The sequence below is a fragment of the Pseudonocardia sp. genome, assembly GCF_050250275.1.
In the GTDB taxonomy this organism is placed as follows: domain Bacteria; phylum Actinomycetota; class Actinomycetes; order Mycobacteriales; family Pseudonocardiaceae; genus Pseudonocardia.
Genome location: NZ_JBFWOY010000001.1, coordinates 363,949 through 384,963 on the forward strand (window position 1 = coordinate 363,949; position 21,015 = coordinate 384,963).

Here is a 21,015-nt window from a genome sequence, read left to right on the forward strand (position 1 = left end):
ACCGTGATATCCACCGATAGACCATTGCCATCCCGAACAGACGTCAACTACACGGGTGTAATTCGGCTCTGAGTCCCCGACCGGTGGACATCACTGCTCCGGAGCGGCGAGTCACAAGCCCGGCCGGCGCAGTGCCGGGTCGCGCCCGTGGCCGGTTCCCGGACCCGTCCCCCGGGCCCGCGAACCCCGCCGCCGGCTCCACGACGGCGGCGCGGCGCTCTCGACCCGTCATCGCACGCGGCCCGGCGATACGGTCGCGCCATGACCGACGACGAGGCGCGAACCGGACCCGACGGTCGCGCGGACCCGCAGCCGGACACCGGCGGGCGGGACAGCGGTGCCGGGGCTCCGGAGGACACTGCCACCGAGCGGCCTCCCGGGACGACGTCCGCGGACACGGCCGACCGCGAGCCGCCCGGGACGACACCCCTCGACGCCGGGTACGCCGAGCCGGAAGCCGCACCCCCCGCCCCGAACCGTGGGACCGGCCCCCGCGGCACCGACCTCGTCCCCACGCCCCTGCGCGTGACCTCCGAGGTGTGCGCCCGCACGCTGATCATCGCCGCGACCTTCGGCCTGCTCGTCTTCCTGATCATCGAGCTGCGCATCGTCGTCGTCCCCGTGGCCATCGCCGTGCTGCTCGCGGCCCTGCTCGCCCCGGTCGTGCACTGGCTCGTCGCCCGCAAGGTCCCACGCGGCCCGGCGACCTTCCTCGTCCTCGTCGGCGGCATCGCGCTGCTCGGCGGGCTGCTCTCGTTCGTCGTCAACACGTTCATCGCGGGCTTCCCCGACCTGCAGCAGCAGCTCTCCGCGAGCTTCCAGTCCATCCAGCAGCTGCTCGCCGGCCCGCCGCTGCGCATCCCGACGTCGCAGTTCGACAACCTGCCCGGCCAGATCGAGCAGGCCGTCCGCAACAACGTCGACGCCCTGACCTCCGGGGCGCTGAGCACCGCGCTGACCGTCACCGAGATCGCTGCGGGCCTCGCCCTCGCCCTGTTCTCGCTGATCTTCTTCCTCTACGACGGTCCCCGGATCTGGCGCTTCATGCTCAAGGCCACGCCGCAGGCCCGTCGCGACCGTGTCGACGTCGCCGGGCGCCGCGCGTTCGCGTCGCTGGTCGGGTACACCCGCGCCACGGTGCTGGTGGCGGTCGTCGACGCCGTCGGCATCGGCATCGGCCTGTGGGCCGTCGGCGTCCCGCTGGTGATCCCGCTGGCGGCGCTGGTCTTCCTCGGCGCCTTCATCCCGACGGTGGGCGCCGTCGTCACCGGTGTGATCGCGGTGCTGATCGCGCTGGTGGCCAACGGAATCATCCCGGCGCTGATCGTGCTGGGGGTCGTCATCGCGGTGCAGCAGCTGGAGGGGCACGTGCTGCAGCCGCTGCTGCTGGGCCGGGCGGTGTCGCTGCACCCGCTCGCGGTGGTGCTCGCGGTGGCGGCGGGTGTCGTCATCTCCGGGATCGCCGGTGCGCTGCTCGCCGTTCCGCTGCTGGCCGTGATCACGGCGGCGGTGCGGTCGCTGCGTGCGCCGGTGGAGCCGTCCCCGTTGCTGGTCAACGCCGTGAACCCGCGGCACGGCCACCCGATCGCGTCGGTGGGGGACACCTCGGACCGGCCGTCGTTCGTGTCCCGGATTCTGGCCAGGTTCACACCGTCGTCGTGATTCATACGTACGTATAAGACGAACGTATGAGACGTACGTCAGCGCGTTACCCCGTCGATCGCGCTCGATTGCCGGGTGCCGCACACCGCATTAGCGTTCGGGCCGTGCCGAAGATCGTGGATCTGGCGTCGGCCGTGGGCGACCTCGTCCGCGACGGCGCCACCGTCGCACTCGAAGGCGTCGACCAGCTCGTCCCCTACGCCGCCGCACACGAGATCGTCCGACAACGCCGCAGGCGGCTCACCCTCGCCCGCACCTCCTCCGACCAGCTCACCGACCAGCTCGTCGGCGCCGGATGCGTCGACACCCTCGTGTTCTCCCGCGCCGCCGGACCCGACGGCCGCACACCCCCACGCCTGCTCGACGCACTCGGCCACGACTGGCCCGCACCCCTGCGCATCGAGGAGCACACCCACCCCGCCATGGCCGCCCGCTACGCCGCCGGTGCCGCCCGCGTCCCGTTCGGCGTCCTGCGCGACACCGGCACCGACCTCCCCCGGCACACCCCGACCATCGCCACCGTGCGCTGCCCGTTCACCGGATCCGCCGTCACCGCCGTCGTGGCGCTCGTCCCCGACGTCACCGTCGTCCACGCCCAACGCGCCGACCGCGACGGCAACGTCGAGATCCGCGGACCCGTCGGCCTGCAGCACGACGCCGTGCACGCCGCCCGGGCCTCCCTCGTCACCGTCGAGGAGATCGTCGACACCCTCGATCCCGCACCCGGCGCCGTCGTCCTGCCGAGATCCGTGGTCACCGCCGTCGTCGCCGCCCCCGGCGGCGCCGCACCGTCACGCGTGCACGGCTACTACGAACGCGACGACGCCGCCCAGCGCGCCTGGGCCGGCCTCAGCGTCGACCGCGACCGCTTCCGCGCATGGCTCGACGCACTCGTGGGCACGTCGTGAGCGTGCCCACCCCCGACGAGGTCATGACGCTCGCCGCCGCCCGAACGGTGCGCGACGGGCAGGTCTGCCTGGTCGGCGACGGCATCCCCGCCGCCGCGGCCCACCTCGCGCGCCGGCTGCACGCGCCGACCGCCGTCGTCGTCCACGAGACCGGCGCCGTCGACGTCCGCCTCCGCGACGACGATCCGCTCACCGATGCCACCGTCGCCGACCGGGCGCTCACCCACATCCCGCTGGGCTCGCTGTACGCGGACTGGTTGCAGGCCGGCCGGGTCGACCTCGGCTTCCTGGACGTCGACGGCCAGCTGGACCGGTACGCGAACGTCGGATCCAGCGTCGTCGGCGACTACGACGAACCCACCGAGCGGCTGCCCGGCGCCGGCGTCACCGCCGAGATCGCCGCCTGGGCCGGCGAGACCGTCGTCGTCGTGCGTCACCGGCTGCACGCGTTCGTCGAGCAGGTCGACTTCGTGACCGCCGTCGGCCACGGAACCGGCCCACTCGACCGCGGGCTCCTCGGCCTCCGCGGCCGCGGACCCGTCCGCGTGGTCACCGACCTCGGCGTCCTCGAACCCGACCCGCAGACCGCCGAGCTCGTCCTCGCCGCCGTCCACCCGGGTGTCGACGTCGAACAGGTCCGCGCCGAGACCGGCTGGGACCTGCAGGTCGCACCCGACGTCGCCACCACGCCCCGACCCACCGACGCCGAGCTCGCGGCGCTGCGCACACTGCGGCCCGCGACCACCGAGGAGCGGCCATGACCGTCACCCTGCACCACGTCGTCGACGGGCCCACCGAGGTCGACGACGCCGACGCGGCGATCCTCGTCCTGCTCGGGTCGCTCGGCAGCACGCTGGAGATGTGGCGGCCCAACGTCGCGGCGCTGGCCCGTCGGCACCGGGTGGTCCGGCTCGACCACCGCGGCCACGGCGGCTCCCCCGCCCCCGACGGCGGGTACACCGTGGCCGAGCTCGCCGGCGACGTCCTCGCCACGCTCGACACGCTCGGCGTCGACCGCTTCCACCTCTGCGGACTGTCGCTCGGTGGGATGGTCGGGCAGTACCTCGGGTCCGAGCACCCGGACCGGATCCGGACGCTGACGCTGTGTTGCACGTCGTCGTACTTCCCGGACAGCACTCCGTGGCAGGAGCGGCGCGCGACCGTCGCCGCGTCCGGGACGGAGTCGATCGCCGACACGATCGCGACCCGCTGGTTCACCCCGGACTGGGGCGCCGCCCACCCCGAGGCCGTCGCCGAGGCCGCCGCGATGATCGCCGCGACGTCCGACGTCGGCTACGCCGGCTGCTGCGCGGCGCTCGCGGGCTGGGACCATCGCCACCGGCTGGGCGCGGTCACCGCACCCACCCTGGTCATCGGCGCCGAGCACGACCTGTCGACTCCCGTCGACCCGCACACGCTCACCCTCGTCGGCGGCATCCCGGGTGCCCGGCTCGAGGTGCTGCCCGCCGCGCACCTCGCGACCATCGAACGCGCCGACGACGCCTCCCAGCTGATCCTGGAACACATCGGCGCCTGATACGGCCGAACGGAGCAGTCCGGGCGCCGCGCCGAGCGCGTCGGGACTGCCGACGAGCGATGTAGGACACGGTCGAGTCGTAGATAACGATACGATCACATACCCTGGCGGGACTGGTGATTCCGGGATCAGCGCCGAGCCGGGATCGACCCGACACCGTCCGTCATCCCCCCGGAGTCCACCCGTGCTCAACGAGCGTGAACGCGGCGTCCTCGCCGACATCGAGAACAACCTGGTCGGCAGCGACCCCCAGTTCGCCCGGCTGTTCCAGAAACTCGCCTACGTCCGCCCCCGGAGCCGCGCGGCCGTCGCCGCCGGCCCGCGGCACGGGCGCAGCATGCGCGACGCCGGTCTCGCCCCGTGCCTGCTGCTCGTCGGCGGCCTCCTGATGATCGTCCTCGGTGGCGTCAGCGCGGCCGTCCCGGTCGTCGGCACCGGCATCGTGATGGCGCTGCTCGCGTTCGTGCTCGCCGCGGTCGGCACCCAGGGCGGTCGCCGCCCCGGCACAGCAGCCACCTGACCGCCCGGTCCCGCGCACGGCTGTCGGGGGCTGTGGGCGGGACCGCTCGGTACTCGGTGCGCCGCCGCAGATCCGCGGCGTGACCTGGCCTCAGCCGTGTGCGAGATCGGCGAAACGGCTGTAGTGCAGCTGGTGGGCGACGGTGATGGTGCCCTGCGGCCCGTTACGGTGCTTCGCCAGGATCAGGTCCGCCTCACCCGCGCGCGGATCGTCGCGCTCGAACGCGTCCGGCCGGTGCAACAGGATCACCATGTCGGCGTCCTGCTCGATGGATCCCGACTCACGGAGGTCCGACAGCATGGGGCGCTTGTCGTTGCGCTGCTCCGGACCACGGTTCAGCTGGCTCATCGCCACCACCGGGACCTCGAGCTCCTTGGCCAGCAGCTTGATCTGCCGGGAGAACTCCGAGACCTCCTGCTGCCGCGACTCGACCTTGCGGCCCGACGTCATCAGCTGCAGATAGTCGAGGATGATCAGCTTCAGGTCGTGGCGCTGCTTGAGTCGCCGCGCCTTCGCCCGGATCTCCATCAGCGTCAGGTTCGGTGAGTCGTCGACGAACAGCGGCGCCTCGCTGATCTCGCTCATCCGCCGTGCCATCCGCGTCCAGTCCTCGTCGCTCATCCGGCCGGCGCGCATGTCGGCCAGCCGGATCTGCGCCTCGGCCGACAGCAGACGCATGACGATCTCGGACTTGCTCATCTCCAGCGAGAACACCGCGCTGGTCATCCCGTGGCGCACCGAGCACGACCTGGCGAAGTCCAGACCCAGCGTCGAGTTGTGCGTCGGCACCATCGCCCGGCCCGCCAGGTACAGGTGCGCCGCGTTGTCGACCTCGACGCACCGCACCGGCACGGACTCGACCGCCCGCACGTCGACGACGTAGCGCCGGCCGCCCTCCTGCTCGTGCCCCGCCGCGGCCTCCTTGTGCTCCAGGCGCTTGCGATCCACCCGGAAGACCTCGTCGGCGGCCTCGACGTCGATGACGAAACTCGTCGAGTCGTCGGCCAACCGGCCGCGGGCGGACCTGGTCGCCACCGCACAGCGGTAGCCGAGGCCGTGCGCGAGCTCGCGGACACCGTCGGCCAGCCGCCTGCTGGTGACGGTCAACCGCAGTCGGCCGGCACCCGTCACCGCACCCGCGGTGTCCATGAGCCCCGCGAGCAGTGCCCGACGCTGCCGCTCCGAGGCCCGCAGGTAGGCCGTCGGGACCTCCCGGGCGCCGACATCGATCCCCGCGTCGGGGAGCTGCAGGCCGAAGCGGCCCTTCGGCATCCGGGCCACGACGTAGCCGTCGGCCTCGATGTGCCCGACGAGCTCCGGATCGTCGACGATGAAGCCCGAGCCGGCGCTCGTGGCGGCCGCGAGCCAGACCCCGAGCGTGTAGGGGCCGACCGGCAGCGGGCACTCCGGCAGCTGCAACGGGGCGCAGGTGTCCACCGAGTGCTCGGCCCGCCCGTCGGAGCGCAGCGTCGCCGCGATCTGTTCGGTGGTGACGACCGCCCGCACGTCGGCGCCCTCGCCGGCGCCGGCGGCCCGGCGGGCCCGCCGGGCCGTCCTCGTCTCCGTGAGCCACTGGTGCTGCGCGTCGGCGACGATCACCGTGCCGTCGGAGAACTCCACCTCGAAACACGGCCGCCCGGCCATCACCCCGGTGGCGGCCACCACCCGGGTGGGCAGGCCGTCGGCGCCGATCAGGAGGTCGCCGACCGCGATCTCGCCCATCGTCGTCCACCCCGACGGCGTGGGCAGCGGCGTGTCGAGCGCCAGCGCCTTCCCCAGGCCGGGCCGGGCCGCCACCACGACCATCTGGCCGGGGTGCAGACCGTTGGTCAGCGCGTCGAGGTCGGCGAAGCCGGTGGGTACCCCCAGCGCCACACCGCCGCGGGAGGCGATGGCGTCGATCTCGTCCATCGTGGGCTGCAGCAGCTCCTCGAGCGGGGTGTAGTCCTCGCTCGTGGTGCGCTCGGTGACCTCGTAGATGGCGGCCTGGGCCCGGTCGACCACCTCGTCGACGTCGCTGCCGTCGGCGCCGTGATAGCCCAGCTGCACGATGCGGGTGCCGGCCTCGACGAGCCGGCGCAGGATGGCCTTCTCGGAGACGATCTCGGCGTAGTAGGCGGCGTTGGCCGCGGTGGGCACCGTCGCTATCAGCGTGTGCAGGTACGGGGCGCCGCCGAGGCGGATGAGCTCGCCGCGGCGCTGCAGCTCGGCGGAGACCGTGACCGCGTCGGCCGGTTCACCGCGGCCGTAGAGGTCGAGGATGCAGTCGTAGACGGTCTGGTGCGCGGGCCGGTAGAAGTCGTCGGGGCGGAGCACCTCGACGACGTCGGCGATCGCGTCCTTGCTCAGCAGCATGCCGCCGAGGACGGACTGCTCGGCCGTGAGGTCCTGCGGCGGCTGGCGGTCGAACGGGGACGGCGACTCCGAGCCCGCTCCGTCGTCGCTCCGCACGGCTCGCGGCCGGCCCGCGGGCCGATCGTCCGACAGCGCCATACGCAGCGTCACCCCCGACTCGACATGCTATCGAACACCAGTTCGATTCACAGCATTCCGCTGCTCACCCCCGAGCTGCGGATCGGTGAACGGTCGTCGTCGTGCCGACGGCGTCCTCCCACTTCGGAACGGGAGCGTACGGACGCCCCGGGGGAGCCACAACGCGATGATCGACATCCCCTGGGGACGACCTGGGGAAGGATCCGCTCCGCCCCAGGAGCGCTTCGGGACCATGGTGTGGACAAACTGTGTACAGAACCCGGTTCTGCAGCGAAACGCCAGCTCAGCCCTGTGGATGAAGCTGTGGACAAAACTGTTGGCGTGTCGCAATGAAGCGGCGTGTCGGCCAACGGTGATGTGGACGCGCCATTGTCACCCGGCGCGTTCGGGTGAGCGCTCGGCGACGACACGCCCGGCCCACCGCAACCTCCTCGGCTCCACTCGTCGACGACGAACGGAGCGGCCGCACGACCCCCGGCACACACAAGGGCGGGATTCCGATCCGAGTGGATCGGGATCCCGCCCTTGTCACAGTGCGTCACCAGAAGCGGCCATGACGGCCGCTCATCGTGATCAGTTCGCGACGACCTCGATGTCGAGGTTCGACGTGACGTCCGGGTGCAGCCGGACCGCGACCGAGTGCGTGCCCACGGTCTTGATCTGGCCGGCCTCGACGACGCGGCGGTCGAGCGCCGGGCCACCCGCCGTGCGGATGGCGGCGACGACGTCGGCCGCCGTGACCGAGCCGAACAGCCGGCCCGAGTCGCCCGCGGACTTCGCCTTGACCGTGACCGCGAGGCCCGCGAGCTGGCCCGCGACCTCCTTGGCGTGGCCCAGGTCGCGGATCTCGCGGGCCTTCTGCGCCCGGCGGATCGACTCGACCTGCTTCTCGGCGCCACGGGTGGCGACGATCGCGAGCTTGCGGGGCAGCAGGAGGTTACGGCCGTAGCCGTCCTTGACCTCCACGATGTCGCCCGGTCCGCCGAGGTTGGGGACGTCGGCGGTGAGGATGAGCTTCACGGTGCCGTCCTTCCTCAGCGCGCCGTCGAGGTGTACGGCAGGAGCGCCACCTCACGGGAGTTCTTGACGGCCACGGCCACGTCGCGCTGGTGCTGACGGCAGTTGCCGGTCACACGACGCGCGCGGATCTTGCCGCGGTCGGAGATGAACTTGCGCAGCAGACCGGTGTCCTTGTAGTCGATCTCCTGCGCCTTGTCCTTGCAGAACGCGCAGACCTTCTTCTTCGGCTTGCGCAGAACGGGCTTCGCCATTCCTGTGCTCCTGGATGTACTGGTGTCCCCGCGTGCCTACCGGGCGCGTCGGGGAGTGGTCTCGATCAGAACGGGGGTTCGTCGTCCATGGCCGGGCCGCTGCCGGCGGGCGGGGCCGAGCCCCAGGGGTCGTCGGCGTAACCGCCGCCGCCACCGCCGCCACCGCCGCCCGAAGGACGGTTCCCACCGCCGCCGCCACCGCCGCCACCGAAGCCGCCGCCACCTTCGCCACGGCTGACCTTGTTGACCTTGGCGGTCGCGTACTTGAGCGACGGGCCGACCTCGTCGACCTCGAGCTCGACGACGGTGCGCTTCTCACCCTCGCGGGTCTCGAAGGACCGCTGCTTGAGCCGGCCCTGCACCATGACGCGCATGCCGCGGGTGAGCGTCTCGGCGACGTTCTCCGCGGCCTGCCGCCACACGTTGCAGCGCAGGAACAGCGCCTCGCCGTCCTTCCACTCGCCGGACTGGCGGTCGAAGGTGCGCGGCGTCGAGGCCACCGTGAAGTTGGCGACCGCGGCACCCGAGGGGGTGAACCGCAGCTCGGGATCGGCGGTCAGGTTGCCGACCACAGTGATGACGGTCTCGCCGGCCATGACGGCCTCCTCAGCTCGCGGCTGCCGGGGCGGGGGTGCGCTGCTTCTTGGGCTCGCGGCGCAGGACCTTGGTGCGCAGCACGGACTCGTTCAGACCGAGCTGACGGTCGAGCTCGCTGACGGTCGCCGGCTCGGCGGTCACCTCGACCACCGCGTAGATCGCCTCGGCGTTCTTGTTGATCTCGTAGGCCAACCGGCGCTTGCCCCAGACCTCGACCTTCTCCACGGAACCGCCATCGGTACGGATGACGTTGAGGAAGGTCTCCAGGGACGGCTGCACGGTGCGCTCGTCGAGACTCGGGTCGAGAATGACCATGACCTCGTAATGACGCATGAGAACCACTCACCTCCTATGGACTCGTGACGGCCGCGGTGCATCCGCGGCAGGAGGTTCTCACCACCCCCCGACAGAAATCGGGCCCCGCCTCGGCGGGGACCGTGTGCGGCATCCAGGCGGACACCGGTCGGGGTGATCCGTCGAGGCTACCAGCGCGGATCCGCTCACCGACGTCCGCCCCGCCCCGCCGCACGGCGCGGCGGCGGGGCGGAACCGGGCCACGGCCGGGCGGCGCCGGGTCGCTGTCGGGGGTCGCGTCTAGGCTGACGCCATGCTCATCGGGGCCCACGTCCGTGACGACGACCCCGTCGGCGCCGCGGCCGAGCGCGGGGCCGACGTCGTCCAGATCTTCCTCGCCGACCCGCAGGGCTGGAAGAAGCCGCCCACGCACCCCCAGGCCGAGCAGCTTCGCTCGGGGGAGCTGACGGTCGTCGTCCACTCGCCGTACGTCGTCAACGTCGCATCGCCGAACAACCGCATCCGCATCCCGTCACGCAAGCTCGTCGTGCAGCACGCGCAGGAGGCCGCACAGGTCGGCGCGATCGGGCTCGTCGTGCACGGCGGTCACGTCACGCAGAAGGACGACCCGGCGGTCGGGTTCGACAACTGGCGCAAGTTCGTCGAGCGCCAGCAGGACGAGGGCGGCTTCGCGGTGCCGGTGTTCATCGAGAACACCGCGGGCGGCGACAACGCGATGGCCCGCAGCTTCGACGCCCTGTCGCGGCTGTGGGACGCGGTCGGCGAGTTCGGCGTCGGGTTCTGCCTCGACACGTGCCACGCGTTCGCCGCGGGCGAGGACCTGGTCGACGTCGTGGACCGCGCCAAGGCCATCACCGGCCGGATCGACCTGGTGCACCTCAACAACTCGCGCGACGAGTTCGGCTCGGCGCGCGACCGGCACGCCAACATCGACACCGGCACGATCGACGCCGAGCAGCTCGCGGCCGTCGCCGAGGCGGCGGGGGCACCGGTCGTCGTCGAGACCCCGGCGGAGGGCCAGGCAGCCGACATCGCGTTCCTGCGCGCGCGGCTGGGGCGGTGATCCGGACGGCCGTCGGCACCGTCCCGGTCCCCGGGTCCGAGGCCGTCGCGCCGCCCCGGCGGGCCACGGCGCTGCTGCTGGCGGTCGTCGTCGCGCTCACGGGTCTCACGCTCGTGCTCGGCTACGTCAACAAGGCGAGATGCACCGGCCCGGAGTTCGACGCGCAGGGTCGCAGCGCGCCCGACTACGAGAACCGCAAGGACCTCGACGTCTGCTACTCCGACATCCAGCACCTCTGGATCGGCCGCGACATCGACGAGCACGTCTTCCCCTACGTCGACGGCGGCATCGCCGCCGACGGCACGCTCACGGGCGGGACCGTCGAGTACCCGGTCCTCACCGGGCTGATCATGTGGCTGGCCGCGCTCGGTGCGCACACCGACGCCGGGTTCCTGCTCGCGTCGGCCCTGATCATGGCGCCCTTCGGGCTCGCAACGGGTTGGCTGTTGGGCAGGCTGTCACGGTGGCGCGCGCTGCTGTGGGCGCTGGGCCCGCCGCTCGTGCTGTACGCGTTCCACAACTGGGACCTGCCGGTCGTCGCCTGCGCGGTCGGCGCCGTCTTCGTGCTGCACGGCATGCGGTCGCGGTGGTCGCTGCGCCGCCGCGGCACGGTGGCCGCCGTGCTGCTGGGGCTCGGTTTCGCGCTGAAGCTCTACCCGGGCGCGTTCGTGCTGCCGCTGGCCCTGTACGTGCTGACCCGCGGCGAGGACCGCGTCCCCGGCGGGCGGCTCGACTGGTGGGGCGCCACCCGGGTCGCCGGCGCCGCCGCGCTCACGGTCGTCGCCGTCAACCTCCCCTTCGCGGTCGCCGGGTTCGACGGATGGCGGGCGTCGTTCACCTTCCAGCAGCTGCGCAAGGTCGACTTCACGACGAACTCGTTCTGGTTCTGGGCGTTCCGGCCCTACTCCGAGCCCGACGACGTCGCCTTCCAGGACCTCGTGTCATGGCTGTCGCCGACGTTGGTCGTCGCCTCGTTCCTGCTGGCCGCCGGGGTCGGGCTGTGGCGGATGCGACGCCTCGGTGCCTACCCGTGGGTCGCGGTGAGCGCCGCAATGTTGTGCGGGTTCCTGTTGCTGCACAAGGTGCACAGCCCCCAGTACACGCTGTGGTTGCTGCCGTTCTTCGTGCTGCTGCGGGTGCCGTGGGGGGTCGTGGCCGGCTACCTGGTCGCCGACGTCGTGATGGGGATCGGCATCTTCCGCTGGCTCTACGACGTGCGCGCCGGCGTCGACCTGGAGATCACCCAGGGGCTCGCGGCGCAGGCGGTCGCCGTCGGCGTCTGGGGGCGGGCCGCGCTGCTGGTGGCGCTGTTCGTGCTGTTCCTGCGGGTGCCCCCGACCTTCCCGCTCCGCCCGCCGCCGCGCGGAGAGGCCGACGCGGCCGTGCCCGCCGAGCCTGCGGCCGCCGACACGGGGGACACAGACACGGGGGACACAGACACGGGGGACGCCGGGGGGCCGGCCGCTGCGATCGCCGCAGGGCCTCCGGGCCAGGGGGGCGCCGCGCAGGCGCGCGAACCCGTGGGCGACCAACCCGGCTCAGCGGCTGCGGCACCCTGACCTGTCGTCCCGCCGGCCGGGACGGGTGGTCACCGTCGGTGGGACGGCGGCGTCACCCGGGGCCGCGGATCCCCGCAGCCGGCCGAACCCGGGACGCTCACCGGCGTCGGGACCTGGTGGCCCGAGCCGGGAGGTGGCGGCGGGTCAGCGCCAGGCGAACACCGGCTGTTCCAGGTGCGCCACGCGGGTCGGGCGGCCGTGCAGGACGACCTCACGGAACTGGTGCAGCACCGCGCCGGTGGGGGCGTGGACGAACCGGCCGAGCATGGGCACCTGGATGACCGGCGCGTCGGACTCGGGGATCGTCAGGAACAACGGGTCGACGTCGATCTGGCGCAGCGCGACGCGGTGCACGGAGCCGACCTCGGCGGGGTTGGGGCTGAGGTCGCGGGCCGGGCCGCCCCAGAGGACGACGGGTGTGATCAGGTAGCCGGAGCGGGTCGGGTAGTCGTCGAGGACGCCCAGGACGGCGTCGTCGTCGAGGCGCAGGCCGAGCTCCTCGTCGAGCTCGCGGCGGGCGGCGACGATCTCCGTCTCGCCCGGGTCGAGGCGACCGCCGGGCAGCGCCCACTGGTTGGCGTGCCGTCGCAGGGTCGGGGCGCGGCGGGTCAGCAGGAGGGCGAGCCCGTCGAGGAGCGGGTCGGTGCCCAGGGCTGCGCTGCCGGCGGGGGCCGGATCGGGGTCGGGGACGAGTGTGATGGTGACGGCCGCCCGGGCCAGGTCGGGCCGTTCGACCCTGACCGGCTCGAACGCTGCCATCCGCTCGGTGACGACCGCCCTCGGATCCACCCTCGACCACCCCCGTCGTTGCGTCGACACTGCCTCACCCGGGCGCCCCGGGCCTACGCTGCGCGCTGTGACCCCCGCCGCACGGGCCGGTTACTCCGGCACCCCGTTGCCCCGCAAGCTGGGGATCCGGGACGGGACCCGGACGTTGCTGGTCGGCACCCCGGCCGGGTTCGAGCTCGACGCACCGCATCACCGACGGGCGTCGGGCACTGGCTACGAGGTGCAGCTGGTGTTCTGCCCGGACGTCGCGACGTTGCGCAGGCGCTGGTCGCGGGCGGTGGAGCTGAGCACCGAGCGGGGCGCGGTGTGGGTGGCGTGGCCGAAGAAGGCCTCGGGCGTGGCGACGGATCTCGACGAGAACGGTGTGCGCGACCACGCGCTGCCGCTGGGCTGGGTGGACGTCAAGGTGTGCGCGATCGACGCGACGTGGTCGGGCCTGAAGCTGGTTCGCCGGGTGCGGCGCTGACGACGTCGCGGACCGTCGGCCGCGGCGGCCCGGTGCCGGGCCAGTCGGGATCGTCGCGGCCGCCGATGCGCACGGGGTCGTCGCCGGGCCGCAGCACGCTGCGCACCACGAGGACGCACAGCAGCACGACCATCGCGTCGCGCAGCAGGACCGCACCGAGGAACCAGTCGGGTGGCAGCCCCTTCTTCTCCGGGGTCAGGTAGTAGAACATCCGCGGCACCCAGACGGCCGCGTCGACGAACATCCAGGCGAGAAGCAGCCGCCAGCGGGGCAGGGCGAGCACCGCGAGCGGCACCAGCCACAGCGAGTACTGCGGGCTCCACACCTTGTTGACCAGCAGGAACGATGCGATGACGAGGAACGCTAGCGAGGCGACCCGCGGCGGCCGGGGGGCTCTGAGCGCCAGTACGACGACGCCGACACAGGCGACCGCGAAGAGGGCGAGGGTGACGGTGTTGAGGATCGCGGGGGTCCGGCCGGAGGCGAGGTCGCCGTCGAAGCCGGGCCAGCCGGTGAAGTAGCTGAGCGCGTAGTAGAGGGAGTCGGGGTCCGCCGGGCGGGTCCGGTTGAGCCGGAAGAACTCCCACCAGCCCGGCGTCCACATCACGGCGACGGGCAGGTTGATGGCCGCCCACGCGACGACGGCGCCGACGATCGTCCGGACGGCGAGCGTGAGTCCACCGGTGTCGCGGCGTCGCCAGGCGACGAGCAGGATCGGTAGCAGGAGCATCAGTGGGTACAGCTTGGCGGCGCCACCGATGCCGATGAGCAGCCCGGCGAGCCAGGGGCGGCGCCGGGCGAGCGCGAGGAGGCCCGCGGTCGCGAAGGCGACGGCGAGGGCGTCGAAGTTGGTGAAGAGGTGGACGAGCGCCAGTGGTGAGAGCGCGACCATCGCCGCGTCCCACGGCCGGGACGGCCGCAGCCGGCACACCGCCCAGGCGACGACGAGCCAGGCCAGGGCGAGCCAGCCCGCCGAGAAGTCGAAGTAGACGACGACGGGCAGCGCCACGGGCAGCGGGAGGTGCGCGGCGAGGGCGAGCCAGCCGTCGGTGAGCCGGGCGTTGAACCACTGGAAGAACCCGGTGACGACGGGGTACTCCATGTAGCGCAGCTGTTCCTGCGGGGTTCCGGGCTGTTCGAGCCACGCGTCCCGGTAGGGCAGCGCGCCGCGGTCGAGGCCTTCGAGGCCGTACAGGGGGACGGTGTCGGAGTAGCACATGGCGACGTACTGGCGGTCGTTGCGCCAGTCGAGAGCCAGTGAGCCGTCGCCGGTCTCGTACTGCTGCAGGCAGGGCGACTTGGCGAGCCAGCTCAGCGCCATGACGGCGACCGCGAAGAGCAGGACGACCCGCAGGGGCGTCCAGAAGCGGCTGCGGCCGACGGTGGCGTGCCGGCCGAGCGGTCCGCCGACGATCCTGCTCGCGGCGGCGGCCATCGGCTCTGTCCAGCTGGGCACGACGCGCGGCGGGGGCGCGTCGCCCGGCGCGCCGCGGACGGCCCTCGTTCGGCGGTCGCCTGTCGTGCGCGTCACCCGCCGAACGGTATCCGGGCGGCGTCAGTCATCGGCGCCGCCACCACCGCCACCGCCACCGCCGCCACCGCCGTTGCCACCGCCATCGTTGCCACCGCCGTTGCCACCGCCGTTGCCACCGCCATCGTTGCCACCGCCGTTGCCACCGTTGCCGCCACCGCCGTTGCCGTTCCCGCCACCGCGACGTCCGTCGTCACCACCGCGGCCGTCGCCGCCGTCGTAGTAGTCCTCGTCGTCGTTGCCGGCGGTGGGCTGGGTGGTCGGGGCCTCGGAGTACGGCGGGGGGCCGATGGGCACGAACTTGGAGAACTGCTCGACGGGCGTGCCCTTGAGCGCGGCGTTCATGTACTGCTGCCAGATCGAGCCCGGCAGCATGCGGCCGTAGATGGGGCGGCCGGCGGAGTTCTTGATCGGCGAGTTGTCGTCGGTGCCGACCCAGACCGCGGTGGAGATCGACGGCGTGTAGCCGACGGTCCAGGCGTCGTTGTTCTGCCCGGCGACGGAGCTCTGCACGGTGCCGGTCTTGGAGGCGACAGGGCGGCCGCCGGACAGGGCGATCCCGGAGGACGAGGCGACGTCGGTCATGGACTCGGTGACGTTGCGGGCGACCTGCTGGGGGAAGGCGCTCCGGCCCTGGACGGCGCCGACGTCGAACAGGACGCGCCCGTCGGAGGCCGTGACCTTGCTGATCAGGTACGGATCGTGGCGGACGCCGTCGGCGGCGAACGTGGCGAACGCGGCCGCCATGTCGATCGGGTGGACCTCCTTGTCGCCCAGCGAGATGCCGCCGGTGGGGTTGGGCAGGAGGTCGGCCGGGATACCGGCCTGGTGGGCGGCGTCGGCGACCTTGGCCGGGCCCATGGCGACGGCGATCTGGTAGAAGACGGTGTTGATCGACTGCGTCATCGCCGTCTTCACGGTGCAGTTGCCGCAGCTCACGCCCTCGGAGTTGGACACCTTGGCGCCCGCGATCGTCATCGGCGAGGAGCCGTCGTAGGTCGAGCCGAGACCGACCGGCTGGGGCAGTTGCAGGGCCGCGGCGAGCACGAACGGCTTGAACGACGACCCGGGCTGCTTGAGCACCTGTGCGTAGTCGAGCCCGACGCCGTTGTCGCCGCCGTAGTAGGCCAGTACCGCCCCGGACTTCGGGTCGACCGACACGAGTGCGGCACGCAGGTTGGCAGGCTGGCCCTTCATGACCTTCTGCGCCGCGTCGACCGCCGACTGCTGCTTCTCGGGGTCGATCGTCGTGGTGATGGTGAGGCCCTCGGTGTTGATCTCCGTGTCGGAGATGCCCCGGGCCTCGAGCTCGGCGCGGACCAGGTTGTAGATGTGGCCGCGGCTGTCGCCGGGGATGCCGCCGCCTGCGGGCGTGGGCTGCTTCCACTCGGGGAACTTCTCCGTGGCCCGGTCGGCGGGGGACAGCCACCCCTGGCTGACCATGCCGTCGAGGACGAAGTTCCAGCGCTCGAGCGTCTTGGCGGGCGTCTTGGCCGGGTCCCAGCGCGACGGCGACTGGATCATGCCCGCGAGCATCGCGCCCTCGGCCACCGTCAGGTCGGAGACGTTCTTGCCGAAGTAGGCCTGGCTGGCGGCCTGCACGCCGTAGGCGCCGCGGCCCAGGTAGATGACGTTGAGGTAGTTCTCCAGGATCTGGTCCTTGGACAGCTCCTTGGAGATCTTCGCCGCGAGGACCACCTCCCTGTACTTGCGCCACAGGGAGAACTCGTCCTGGCCGGTGGACACCTTGATGTACTGCTGGGTGATCGTCGAGCCGCCGCCCACACCGCCGGTGACCTGGTTCCAGATCGCCCGCATGATGCCGGTGACGTCGAAGCCGAAGTTGGTGTAGAACGTGCGGTCCTCGGCGGCGAGCACGGCCTGCCGGACGTGCTCGGGCACCTTGTCGAGCGTGACGTTGGTGCGGTTGACGTTGTCGGGCCGGACGGTGGCCAGCGGCGCGCCGTCGGCGTAGGTGAACGTCGCGACCTGGGTGATCTTGGCGTCGTCGGCGGTGGGGACCTGGAAGACGAGCCAGCCGATGACGAACGCGAGGATCGGGCCGAGGATGAACACCCCTGCGGCCACGTAGATCACCCGGCGGATACGGCGCCACCTGCGCTTCTTGGCCGCCTCGGGGGTCGAGGGCGACTCGTCGCCACCGTCGCCACCACGCCCGCGGCCGGGTCCTCCGGGGTCGCGCGGACCACCGGGGCCGCCGGGACCGGACCGGGCGCGCGCGGACTGTGGGCGTGGCGTCACGGTCGTGCGGGCCTGCGGGTCGGCCCGCGGGGGGATCGGTTCGGCGCGCGGGGAGTCGTCGTGGGTGAGCAGCGGGACGTCGCGGTTCACCGGCGGGACGACGCCGCGGCCGGGGGGCGGGCCGCCCGGTCCGGGTGGCGGGCCGCCGGGTCCGGGGGGCGGGCCGCCGGCTCCGGGGGGCGGGCCGCCGGGTCCGGGGGGCGGGCCGCCGGCTCCGGGGGGCGGGCCGCCGTGGCCGGGGGGCGGGCCCATCGGGCGGGGCGGTCGGGGCGGCGGACCACCCGCGGGTCGCGGCGGGCCGGGGCGGCGGGCGGGGTCGAACCGGGGATCGCGCGGGTCAGTCACCGAATGGCTCCGTGGTCGGTCGTCGTCCGGCCCCGTCCGTGCAGGTCCCGCGGACGGCGGGCAGTCGTCGGGGCGGGCCCCGTCGCGCGCCGCCCGGGGAGCTGGTGGCGCGCGGACCGATCAGTTCGTCTCATGCGGTTCTTCGACTCCGCTCGCTCCACGACCGGCGGCCGGCGACGCGGGGACCGGGCGCGGGGCCCGGCTCGTGCCGGTGGGGCGGCCGTGGACTCGGGACAACGGCACTCGGGGCAACGGGGTTGGGCGGCTCATCGGCGTGGGCTGTCATTCCCCCGCCGACCGCCGCCGGGCGGGCGGCCCGCTGCGGCCACCCGTACCCAGGACGTACGACTGGACGAGATGGTTCCAGCTGCAGGTCCGGCAGACCTCGACGACGTACACCGTGAACTCGTTGTACAGCGTCTCCAGGCGTTCGAGTTCCTCGGGCTTGCGGGCCGATCCGGCGGCGTGCTTGAGCTCCTCGCCGAAGATCCAGGAGACGAGGGTCAGACGTTCCTTGCGGCAGACGGGGCAGGAGACATCGCTGGGCTGCCCGTGGAAACGGGCGGCGCGCAGCAGGTAGGGGCTCGCGTCGCAGACCTCGGCGACCCCGGTCCTGCCGGAGTGGACGTCGGCGAGCAGCGCCCGGCGCTGCAGCGCGAAGTCGACGACCTGTCGCTGGGTCAGCACCCGGCCAGGGTACGCGCGGACCGCGACGACCCCGATCCACCGTCCCCCCGGGCCGCGTCCCGGACGAGTGACGAGGCTCTCGCGAGCGAGCGGAGATGTATCGGAACGATATAGTCGAGCGAGAGGTCTCCCGACGATCGAGGGACCCGGGCGAGGGCCGAGGAGGGGATGTCGCCGTGCTGGAGCTGGCGATCCTCGGGTTGCTCAACGAGGCCTCCATGCACGGGTACGAGCTGCGCAAGCAGATCGGTCTGCGCCTGGGCGGCTTCCGCGCCTTCTCCTACGGGTCGCTCTACCCGGCGCTGCGTCGACTGACCCGTGCCGGCCTGATCGTCGAGGACGTCGACCAGCCCGTTCCCGAGACCACGGCCGGGACCTGGTCGCGGCGCAGCCGCAAGGTGTACCGGATCACCGCCGAGGGCAAGGAACGCTTCGCTGACCTGCTCGCCGACGCCGGACCCCAGGCGTGGGACGACGAGACCTTCGGGATGCACCTCGCGTTCTTCTCGCGGACCCCGGCCGAGACGAGGATGCGCATCCTCGAGGGTCGCAGGCGTGCCGTCGAGGAACGGCGCGAGGGGATCCGGGCGGCCCTCGGCCGGGCCGGGGAGCAGATCGACCGCTACACCCGTGAGCTGCACCAGCTCGGCCTCGACAGCACCGACCGTGAGGTCCGCTGGCTCAACGAGCTGATCAGCCGCGAACAGGCGGAACAACGACAGGATCCTCCGGCGACGGAGCCGGATCGACCAGACAGATGATGATGATGAAGGAGGAGCCGGCCATGAGCCAGGTGCGTGTCGCCGTCGTCGGCGTCGGCAACTGTGCGGCGTCGCTGGTCCAGGGTGTCCAGTACTACGCGGATGCCGACCCGACGACCCGGGTGCCGGGTCTGATGCACGTCGACTTCGGCGGCTACCACGTCCGCGACGTCACGTTCGTCGCCGCGTTCGACGTGGATGCCAAGAAGGTGGGTCGTGACCTCTCGGAGGCGATCTTCGCCAGCGAGAACAACACGATCAAGATCGCCGACGTCCCGCCGCTCGACGTCCCCGTCCAGCGCGGGCACACCCTCGACGGTCTGGGCCGCTTCTACCGCGAGACGATCACCGAGTCCGACGAGGAGCCGGTGGACGTCGCGCAGGTGCTGCGGGACGTCGAGGCCGACGTGCTGGTCTGCTACCTGCCCGTGGGCAGCGAGGCGGCGGCCCGCTTCTACGCGCAGTGCGCGATCGACGCCGGCGTGGGCTTCGTCAACGCGCTGCCCGTCTTCATCGCCTCGGACCCGACGTGGGCCGAGAAGTTCCGCGCGGCCGGTGTGCCGATCGTGGGTGACGACATCAAGTCCCAGGTCGGCGCGACGATCACGCACCGCGTGCTCGCCAAGCTGTTCGAGGACCGCGGCGTCCAGCTCGACCGCACGATGCAGCTCAACGTCGGCGGCAACATGGACTTCCTCAACATGAAGGAGCTCGAGCGCCTGGAGAGCAAGAAGGTCTCCAAGACGCAGTCCGTCACGTCGCAGGTCGACCGCGACATGGGCAAGGACAACGTGCACATCGGCCCGTCGGACTACGTCGCGTGGCTCGACGACCGCAAGTGGGCCTACGTGCGGCTCGAGGGTCGTGCGTTCGGTGACGTGCCGCTGAACCTCGAGTACAAGCTCGAGGTGTGGGACTCGCCCAACTCGGCGGGCATCATCATCGACGCGGTGCGGGCGGCCAAGATCGCCATGGACCGCGGCATCGGTGGTCCGATCCTGTCGGCGTCGAGCTACTTCATGAAGTCGCCGCCCGAGCAGTACGGCGACGACGTGGCGCGTGACGCCGTCGAGCAGTTCATCCGGGGCGAGCGCCAGGACTGACGTCCGGCTCCAGCCACCCGAAGGCCCCGTCCCGCATCTGCGGGGCGGGGCCTTCGTCGTGCGCGGTTCCCGTTGTTTCCGTACCGGAAATGTTTCCGATCCTTCCGGACCGCAATCTTTGTCACCCGTTCGATGCAATAACGGGACGATAACTCACCCTGCTGTGACCAGTAACACGGCACTGCGCGGTTTTGACTTCGGAAACGCATTGAATTACGTCGACGAGATTCGGCTGATCGGGTTCCTTTCGGTGACAACCATCACCCGAATACGCTCCATTGTTTGAGATTTGCGTCATGGCGATTCACCGAAATCTGTTCGTAATTTGGGTTACGGCCCTCCACGACCAAGGCTCACCCGGAGCTGCGGAGTGTGGGGTCATCGTCCGGACCACGAACCGGGCACGGACCGTCCGACCCCCCAGGACGACGGTGACCGGCCCGGTTCCCCGCTCCCCGCACACCCGGCGTGCGGTTCGCGCGTGTCCGGCGGTGCTACCCCCTAAGGAACACCCCCGTGCACACGCACACCCCCCGCTTCCTCACGATCCGGACGGCCGTCGTCGCGGCCACCGCCGCCGCGGCCACCGCGTTCGCGATCCTCCCCGCCGCCACCCCCGCGGCACCCGGAGCGGCCGCCGTCCTCGAGATCCCCGCCGCCGTCCCCGGCGCCGTCGCCGCACAGCCGGCCGTCGCGGTGACCGCCCCGGTCGTCGAGACCGCGGTCAAGCCCGCCGCCAGCAGCACGTCGGTCCTCTCGATCGTCATGAGCAAGATCGGATCGCCCTACCGCTACGGTGCCGCCGGCCCGAGCGCCTTCGACTGCTCCGGCCTCATGTACTGGGCCTTCAAGCAGGCCGGCGTCACGCTGCCGCGCACCAGCCGTGCCCAGTCGACCTTCGGCACGCCGGTCTCCAAGGCGAACCTGCAGCCCGGTGACCTCGTGTTCTTCTACAAGCCGGTCAGCCACGTCGCCATGTACATCGGCAACGGCAAGGTCGTGCACGCCAGCACCGCCGGCCAGCCGGTGAAGATCAGCAACCTGGCGTCGATGCCGTTCTCCGGAGCGCGCCGCGTCTGACGCCCGCCCTCCCCGCGCACGATCCGGCCAGGCATTCGCCCGGTCGGGTCTGCACGCGTCTCTTTT

The 21,015-nt window shown here is 72.1% G+C and carries 20 protein-coding genes; 11 read left to right on the plus strand and 9 right to left on the minus strand.

Annotation, left to right across the window (positions count from 1 at the left end):
- The first annotated feature begins 261 nt into the window (after nucleotides 1-261).
- From AB7F12_RS01755 to AB7F12_RS01775, 5 genes are all read left to right on the plus strand, one after another.
- Nucleotides 262-1,662, plus strand: coding sequence for an AI-2E family transporter (locus AB7F12_RS01755; protein ID WP_428500524.1), 1,401 nt, complete (start codon nucleotides 262-264; stop codon nucleotides 1,660-1,662).
- 104 nt (nucleotides 1,663-1,766) lie between these two features.
- Nucleotides 1,767-2,570, plus strand: coding sequence for a CoA-transferase (locus AB7F12_RS01760; RefSeq protein ID WP_428500523.1), 804 nt, complete (start codon nucleotides 1,767-1,769; stop codon nucleotides 2,568-2,570).
- Nucleotides 2,567-3,331 carry a CoA-transferase subunit beta gene (locus AB7F12_RS01765; RefSeq protein WP_428500522.1) on the plus strand — a complete coding sequence of 255 codons (765 nt, stop codon included), beginning with the start codon at nucleotides 2,567-2,569 and terminating at the stop codon, nucleotides 3,329-3,331. Before AB7F12_RS01760 ends, AB7F12_RS01765 begins: the two co-directional genes overlap by 4 nt.
- Nucleotides 3,328-4,107, plus strand: a complete 780-nt coding sequence (pcaD, locus tag AB7F12_RS01770; protein ID WP_428500521.1) for a 3-oxoadipate enol-lactonase — start codon at nucleotides 3,328-3,330, stop codon at nucleotides 4,105-4,107. Before AB7F12_RS01765 ends, pcaD begins: the two co-directional genes overlap by 4 nt.
- Nucleotides 4,108-4,291: 184 nt before the next feature.
- Complete coding sequence (locus AB7F12_RS01775) at nucleotides 4,292-4,627, plus strand: DUF3040 domain-containing protein (RefSeq protein ID WP_428500520.1); 336 nt, start codon at nucleotides 4,292-4,294, stop codon at nucleotides 4,625-4,627.
- 90 nt (nucleotides 4,628-4,717) lie between these two features.
- Here AB7F12_RS01775 and dnaB read toward each other — a convergent pair whose 3' ends face one another.
- From dnaB to rpsF, 5 genes are all read right to left on the minus strand, one after another.
- Nucleotides 4,718-7,120: a replicative DNA helicase gene (gene dnaB, locus AB7F12_RS01780; protein ID WP_428500536.1), complete on the minus strand. Its 2,403-nt coding sequence runs from the start codon at nucleotides 7,118-7,120 to the stop codon at nucleotides 4,718-4,720.
- Nucleotides 7,121-7,693: 573 nt separating this feature from the next.
- On the minus strand, nucleotides 7,694-8,140 hold the full coding sequence (rplI, locus tag AB7F12_RS01785; protein ID WP_428500518.1) for a 50S ribosomal protein L9: 447 nt from the start codon (nucleotides 8,138-8,140) through the stop codon (nucleotides 7,694-7,696).
- A 14-nt stretch (nucleotides 8,141-8,154) separates the two neighbouring features.
- On the minus strand, nucleotides 8,155-8,391 hold the full coding sequence (gene rpsR / locus AB7F12_RS01790) for a 30S ribosomal protein S18 (protein WP_013678623.1): 237 nt from the start codon (nucleotides 8,389-8,391) through the stop codon (nucleotides 8,155-8,157).
- A 65-nt stretch (nucleotides 8,392-8,456) separates the two neighbouring features.
- Complete coding sequence (locus AB7F12_RS01795; protein WP_428500517.1) at nucleotides 8,457-8,987, minus strand: single-stranded DNA-binding protein; 531 nt, start codon at nucleotides 8,985-8,987, stop codon at nucleotides 8,457-8,459.
- Nucleotides 8,988-8,997: 10 nt separating this feature from the next.
- Entirely contained in the window at nucleotides 8,998-9,321 is a 324-nt protein-coding gene (rpsF, locus tag AB7F12_RS01800) for a 30S ribosomal protein S6 (RefSeq protein WP_428500516.1), read from the minus strand.
- Between the two features lie 274 nt (nucleotides 9,322-9,595).
- On the opposite strand from rpsF, the gene AB7F12_RS01805 reads away from it, so the two are divergent.
- Nucleotides 9,596-10,366 (plus strand): deoxyribonuclease IV, encoded by a 771-nt coding sequence (locus tag AB7F12_RS01805; protein ID WP_428500515.1) that lies wholly within the window; start codon nucleotides 9,596-9,598, stop codon nucleotides 10,364-10,366.
- Nucleotides 10,363-11,925 (plus strand): glycosyltransferase family 87 protein, encoded by a 1,563-nt coding sequence (locus AB7F12_RS01810; protein WP_428500514.1) that lies wholly within the window; start codon nucleotides 10,363-10,365, stop codon nucleotides 11,923-11,925. Before AB7F12_RS01805 ends, AB7F12_RS01810 begins: the two co-directional genes overlap by 4 nt.
- Nucleotides 11,926-12,069: 144 nt before the next feature.
- Here AB7F12_RS01810 and AB7F12_RS01815 read toward each other — a convergent pair whose 3' ends face one another.
- Nucleotides 12,070-12,714 (minus strand): NUDIX hydrolase, encoded by a 645-nt coding sequence (locus AB7F12_RS01815; RefSeq protein WP_428500513.1) that lies wholly within the window; start codon nucleotides 12,712-12,714, stop codon nucleotides 12,070-12,072.
- Nucleotides 12,715-12,781: 67 nt separating this feature from the next.
- Here AB7F12_RS01815 and AB7F12_RS01820 point away from each other — a divergent pair, with 67 nt between their 5' ends.
- Nucleotides 12,782-13,180, plus strand: coding sequence for a DUF3052 domain-containing protein (locus tag AB7F12_RS01820; RefSeq protein WP_428500512.1), 399 nt, complete (start codon nucleotides 12,782-12,784; stop codon nucleotides 13,178-13,180).
- Here the strand turns inward: AB7F12_RS01820 and AB7F12_RS01825 are convergent.
- The 3 genes from AB7F12_RS01825 to AB7F12_RS01835 all read right to left on the minus strand — a co-directional run bounded on the left by AB7F12_RS01825 (nucleotide 13,116) and on the right by AB7F12_RS01835 (nucleotide 18,005).
- On the minus strand, nucleotides 13,116-14,615 hold the full coding sequence (locus tag AB7F12_RS01825) for a glycosyltransferase family 87 protein (RefSeq protein ID WP_428500535.1): 1,500 nt from the start codon (nucleotides 14,613-14,615) through the stop codon (nucleotides 13,116-13,118). The genes AB7F12_RS01820 and AB7F12_RS01825 overlap by 65 nt on opposite strands.
- 120 nt (nucleotides 14,616-14,735) lie before the next feature.
- Complete coding sequence (locus AB7F12_RS01830) at nucleotides 14,736-17,063, minus strand: transglycosylase domain-containing protein (RefSeq protein WP_428500511.1); 2,328 nt, start codon at nucleotides 17,061-17,063, stop codon at nucleotides 14,736-14,738.
- 537 nt (nucleotides 17,064-17,600) lie between these two features.
- Entirely contained in the window at nucleotides 17,601-18,005 is a 405-nt protein-coding gene (locus tag AB7F12_RS01835) for a DUF5318 domain-containing protein (RefSeq protein WP_428501906.1), read from the minus strand.
- 176 nt (nucleotides 18,006-18,181) lie between these two features.
- On the opposite strand from AB7F12_RS01835, the gene AB7F12_RS01840 reads away from it, so the two are divergent.
- The 3 genes from AB7F12_RS01840 (at nucleotide 18,182) to AB7F12_RS01850 (ending at nucleotide 20,949) form a co-directional block, all read left to right on the plus strand.
- On the plus strand, nucleotides 18,182-18,766 hold the full coding sequence (locus AB7F12_RS01840; protein ID WP_428501905.1) for a PadR family transcriptional regulator: 585 nt from the start codon (nucleotides 18,182-18,184) through the stop codon (nucleotides 18,764-18,766).
- 23 nt (nucleotides 18,767-18,789) lie between these two features.
- Entirely contained in the window at nucleotides 18,790-19,869 is a 1,080-nt protein-coding gene (locus AB7F12_RS01845; RefSeq protein WP_428501904.1) for an inositol-3-phosphate synthase, read from the plus strand.
- 516 nt (nucleotides 19,870-20,385) lie between these two features.
- Complete coding sequence (locus AB7F12_RS01850; RefSeq protein WP_428501903.1) at nucleotides 20,386-20,949, plus strand: C40 family peptidase; 564 nt, start codon at nucleotides 20,386-20,388, stop codon at nucleotides 20,947-20,949.
- Nucleotides 20,950-21,015 lie beyond the last annotated feature (66 nt).

Excerpts from the sequence above, each read along its gene's own strand:
- AB7F12_RS01755 (WP_428500524.1), top strand. The coding sequence starts at position 262 with ATGACCGACGACGAGGCGCGAACCGGACCCGACGGTCGCGCGGACCCG.
- pcaD (WP_428500521.1), top strand. The coding sequence starts at position 3,328 with ATGACCGTCACCCTGCACCACGTCGTCGACGGGCCCACCGAGGTCGAC.
- dnaB (WP_428500536.1), bottom strand. The coding sequence starts at position 7,120 with ATGGCGCTGTCGGACGATCGGCCCGCGGGCCGGCCGCGAGCCGTGCGG.
- rpsR (WP_013678623.1), bottom strand. The coding sequence starts at position 8,391 with ATGGCGAAGCCCGTTCTGCGCAAGCCGAAGAAGAAGGTCTGCGCGTTC.
- AB7F12_RS01795 (WP_428500517.1), bottom strand. The coding sequence starts at position 8,987 with ATGGCCGGCGAGACCGTCATCACTGTGGTCGGCAACCTGACCGCCGAT.
- rpsF (WP_428500516.1), bottom strand. The coding sequence starts at position 9,321 with ATGCGTCATTACGAGGTCATGGTCATTCTCGACCCGAGTCTCGACGAG.
- AB7F12_RS01805 (WP_428500515.1), top strand. The coding sequence starts at position 9,596 with ATGCTCATCGGGGCCCACGTCCGTGACGACGACCCCGTCGGCGCCGCG.
- AB7F12_RS01825 (WP_428500535.1), bottom strand. The coding sequence starts at position 14,615 with ATGGCCGCCGCCGCGAGCAGGATCGTCGGCGGACCGCTCGGCCGGCAC.
- AB7F12_RS01845 (WP_428501904.1), top strand. The coding sequence starts at position 18,790 with ATGAGCCAGGTGCGTGTCGCCGTCGTCGGCGTCGGCAACTGTGCGGCG.